The 4,384-nt window shown below is 50.5% G+C and carries 6 protein-coding genes; 3 read left to right on the top strand and 3 right to left on the bottom strand.

All coding sequences use genetic code 11. The features are described from left to right. The 3 genes from QJ48_RS24320 to QJ48_RS24310 all read left to right on the top strand — a co-directional run. A partial coding sequence (locus tag QJ48_RS24320; protein WP_237763043.1) for a thioesterase domain-containing protein occupies positions 1 to 1,160 on the top strand: 1,160 nt, incomplete at its 5' end. Between the two features lie 164 nt (positions 1,161 to 1,324). Beyond that, positions 1,325 to 1,999: a response regulator transcription factor gene (locus QJ48_RS24315; protein WP_054976017.1), complete on the top strand. Its 675-nt coding sequence runs from the start codon at positions 1,325 to 1,327 to the stop codon at positions 1,997 to 1,999. Then, complete coding sequence (locus tag QJ48_RS24310) at positions 1,996 to 3,006, top strand: sensor histidine kinase (RefSeq protein ID WP_054976016.1); 1,011 nt, start codon at positions 1,996 to 1,998, stop codon at positions 3,004 to 3,006. The genes QJ48_RS24315 and QJ48_RS24310 overlap by 4 nt, the downstream gene beginning before the upstream one ends. A gap of 180 nt (positions 3,007 to 3,186) precedes the next feature. Here QJ48_RS24310 and QJ48_RS24305 read toward each other — a convergent pair whose 3' ends face one another. From QJ48_RS24305 to QJ48_RS36210, 3 genes are all read right to left on the bottom strand, one after another. After that, entirely contained in the window at positions 3,187 to 3,474 is a 288-nt protein-coding gene (locus QJ48_RS24305; RefSeq protein WP_054976015.1) for a hypothetical protein, read from the bottom strand. Between the two features lie 145 nt (positions 3,475 to 3,619). Continuing rightward, positions 3,620 to 3,898 carry a hypothetical protein gene (locus QJ48_RS24300; protein WP_157261741.1) on the bottom strand — a complete coding sequence of 93 codons (279 nt, stop codon included), beginning with the start codon at positions 3,896 to 3,898 and terminating at the stop codon, positions 3,620 to 3,622. A gap of 322 nt (positions 3,899 to 4,220) precedes the next feature. Next, a partial coding sequence (locus tag QJ48_RS36210) for a VOC family protein (RefSeq protein WP_193394490.1) occupies positions 4,221 to 4,384 on the bottom strand: 164 nt, incomplete at its 5' end.

The raw sequence follows: 4,384 nt of genomic DNA, 5'->3' as shown, positions 1-4,384 counted from the left end.
TGACGGTGGAAGGGACATTGGACAAGTCGGCCGTTCGGGCGTATTTGAAAGAAAGCCTGCCGGACTACATGGTACCGTCTTACCTGAAGCCGCTGGACAGCTTGCCGCTCACGACGAACGGCAAGGTGGACGTGCGGGCGCTGCCGGAGATTTCGCCGGACGAGCTGGCCGAAGGCGCTTATGAAGCGCCGAGAACCCGTACCGAGGCGAAGCTGGCGGAGATATGGCAGGACGTGCTCGGCGTCAGCAGCATCGGCATCGACGACCATTTCTTCGAAGTCGGAGGCAACTCCTTAAGCCTGATCAAGCTGCTGTCGAACATCAAGAGCGTGTTCGGCGTCGCTCTGGAATTAAACAGCTTATACAAGCACCCGACGATCAGGCTCGCCGCGCAGTATATTGTAACGGAAGAATACCGGCGAGCTTCCGAAGAGGACGGCATCTATTTGCTTAACGAGGAGAAAGAGGCACACATCTTCGCTTTCCCGCCGATAGCAGGGCTTGGAATCGTTTATAGCGAGCTGGCGCAGGCGATCGGATCGCATTCGCTCTATGCGTTTGATTTTATCGAAAGTGACGATCGGATCGACCGCTATGTCAGCTTAATGACAAGCAAGCAGCAGGAAGGCCCGTATGTGTTATTCGGTTACTCCGCCGGAGGCAACTTGGCGTTTGAGGTTGCTGCCGAGCTGACCCGCAGGGGCTTGGAGGTTTCGGATCTGATCCTGCTGGACAGCTATAAATTCGATAGCGCCGTCGTAAGGATTCAATCTGCGGACACCGCGAATGTATATCAAGACATCCTTGAGGAGGCCGACGCCCGTCCGTTTTATCGGAAGCTCTTTGAAACGGATGATTTCAAAGACAAGGTCAAGCATAAAATCGAAATGTATTCCCATTATTTGAACGGACTCGCGAATGACGAGGTCATCGGCGCCAACATTCACTTCATTGAAGCGGACAAAGCGGGAGAGGCCCCGAAAGCGGAGAATCCGGCTATCGTTCCGATCGTCGATTGGAGCGACTATACGACCAAGCGGTATACGCGATACCAAGGCTTCGGAAAGCATGGCGAGATGCTCGCCCCCGATTATTTGCTCAGCAATGCGGCGGTGCTGACGAATATTTTGCAGCAGACCCGCAAAATCACTGTTTTTTAAGGCAGCATAACCAATCCAGGGCTGTCCTGACAGGCCGTCTTCGCGGCTCAAGGGGCGGCCCTTTTTCTGTACCTGCTTTGGAGGCAGGGAGCGTTTGACGACAGCTTAATAGAACGGTACTATTTTAATAGGAAAATCCTGAATTAGGAAAAGGATGGAAAACGATGTATAACCTGCTAATCATCGAAGATGATAAGGATCTGGCGGACGCCATGAGAAAGCTGCTTATCAAATGGGGCTATCATGCCGTCGTCTGCGAGGACTTTGAAAATATGATGAAATCGTTCGAAGCAGCCGAGCCGCATATCGTGCTGATGGATATCAACATTCCGGCTTTTGACGGTTTTTACTGGTGCAAGAAAATCAGGGAGGTATCGAGCGTCCCGATCGTTTTCGTTTCTTCCAGAGACAGCAGCATGGACATTGTGATGGCGATGAACAACGGGGGAGACGACTATATTCAGAAGCCTTTTGACAGTCACGTGCTCGTGGCGAAGCTGCAGGCGATTATCCGGCGCACCTATGAGTACCGGACGGTCGAAACGCAGCTGATCGAGTGCAGCCAGGTGATTCTCAATCTGAACGATACGAAGCTTTATTACGGAGAAGCGTGTCTGGATTTAACGAAAAACGAGTTTAGAACCTTAAAGACGCTGATGGAGAACAAGGGGAAGGTCGTGTCCCGGGAAAGCTTGATGAAGCAGCTCTGGAATGACGATCTGTATGTCAACGAGAATACGCTCACCGTGAATATGAACCGGTTAAGAAAAAAATTGGAGGATATCGGCGTCGGCGATTTTATCCATACCAAAAAAGGAATGGGCTACATCATCCCATGAGACTGCGCGATTATATTCGAAGCCACAAGCTGTGGCTCATCAGCAATGCGGTGCTGGTGCTCCTGACGAACGCGGTCTTGTTCGGCAGCGTGCCGCTCGGCCAAGGCGCCGCGGATATCGTTTATATGGACGTTCTGCTCGTTACGACGCAGCTTGTCTTTTTCGTTTACGGCTACGTCAAGCAAAAGAGAACATATGCCCGCTTCCTGCACGACAGGGGAGAAAGAAGGAGAAAAATCGCTCCCCAAGGCGATTTTTATACCGATATGCTGACTGAAGCTCTGGAGCGGCAGCAAAGTCAGTTTCTGGAGAAGGAAGAAGAGTACAAGAAAAGAATGAACGAAACCCAGGAATATATGACGCAGTGGGTGCACGATATCAAGGTCAACCTTGCGGTGAGCGAGCTGCTGCTTGAGGAGATGGAGGGTGGCCACGAGCTGCGGAACCAGATCGAGCAGATGAAATTCAGGATTCATCAGGTGCTGCAGATGACCCGGGCGACGCACTACAATGAGGATATGACCGCCGAGGAAGTGGACGTCTGTCAGGAATTGCGGAACGCCATTAAAGAAAACGCCCTGTTCTTCATTCATAAAAATATCGAGATCGAGACGGATTTGAAGCCGTTTACGGTCATCAGCGACAAAAAGTGGGTATTCGATATTTTATGCCAGATCCTGAACAACAGCAGCAAATATACGCCACCGGGCGGCCGGCTGACGATCGCCGTAAAGGAAGAGGAGCGGGCTTATTACGTCAGCATTCGAGATGATGGCATCGGCATTCCGCGAGAGGATATCCCCCGCATTTTCGATAAAGGGTTTACCGGCAAAAACGGCCGGACGGGTACGAAATCGACGGGGATGGGATTGTATTACGCAAAAAAAATGGCGGACCGTCTGAGCATAGGACTCGAAGCAGCAAGCGAAGAGGGTGCCTTTACCGAATTCACGGTCATTTTCTACAAGCTGTCCGATTACTATACGGTCTCTTCGACCACCCGCTAGCGCCGCCGGGACAAAGACGGCGATGAAGCTGAAGCCGAAAAATAAATAAAGCTGCGGCATTGTTCCCGCAGCACCGATACGCTTCGATGCAGAGTAGGCCCATGCGACTTTTAAGCACGGGCCTGCTTATTTATTTGGAAAAAAACTTAACAATTGGACCGAACCTGCCGATATAAGCAGTTAGGTTAGGCGGGTCCGCCTTGCGCTCTCCGGGCTGGGCCAAGGGATGACTTTGGCTGGCCGCAGATGCGGCAATGTTTTCTTCCGATGCCGCTCCGACCATTTTTGCAGCGCGGTGCTCGCAGCCATGCTGGCTGCAATGGCGAGCAGATCCGAAGCCGTTACTTTACGGACGATCGCGTAAATCCCGGTGCTGGAGATAAAATCAATCACAACGGCCTTCTTGAGATCCGATGCGGATATCGCAAGGAACGGATAGGGGTTGGGCTTGGTTTTTGAGGTATGCAATCGTCTGTCCTCCTGCTCGTCGGATATAGTCGGCCTACGATCTAACGTATGGCAGTCGGATTTTGTCCTATGCGGGATCGGCAAAATAAAAAGCCCGCACCAAATCTTTTTGTGATTTGGCACAGGCTTGCTTGATCGAATGAACTTACTTCATTGAACTGCCGACGAGACCTATGATCAGAAAAGTAAATATCAAATATACGACAAATCCGATGACCATCCAGATCAGCGCGGCTTTCGCATAATTCGATTTGCTCGGATTCGCTCCGCCGCCAAAGGCCCATACAAACAGCATAATAAGATTTACGACCGGAATGATCAAAATCAGCATCGTAACGAGCCAATCTTTCACCGTGATGATCGGCGCGGATTGAGGCTGATTCGCGTAGTTCACGTTCGCCCCGGGATTTACATTTGTGTTCACTTGGAGGTTCCCCCTAAACATAGTTTCTAGAGCAATAGACATTCAAGCTGTGCGATAAATATTACAAAAAACTAATATTTTGCCTAATATATTGCTCGTATAGAAAATAATATGCGATATTTCGGGTAAATTCAAGTCATTTTTTTGTAAAATGTTGTTTAGCGTCATTTTTTGTCGATGTTCAAGCGTTGGCTTTGGAGCAAAAAAGCCAAGAACCGCTGCCTTCCTGCGGCGGTTCTTGGCACCTTTTGACCTTGATTCGTAAACATTTGTTAACGTTCGGACAACCGCTGGATCCCTGATCGAGAGCCGTCCGGCTGGGTTATTTTTTGTCAAGATTCAACTGCCAGGAGACGCCGAACTTGTCTTGAACCCAGCCGAACTTTTCGCTGAACGGGTAAGCTCCTAGCGGCATAAGAACGAATCCCCCGTCGGACAGCCTCCCGAATACCCGATCAATCTCCGCATCCGTGTCGCATGTTACAT

The organism is Paenibacillus sp. A3, assembly GCF_001399685.1.
In the GTDB taxonomy this organism is placed as follows: domain Bacteria; phylum Bacillota; class Bacilli; order Paenibacillales; family NBRC-103111; genus Paenibacillus_G.
Note: the sequence above shows the minus strand (reverse complement) of the source record. Positions and strands in the feature narration are given on the sequence as shown.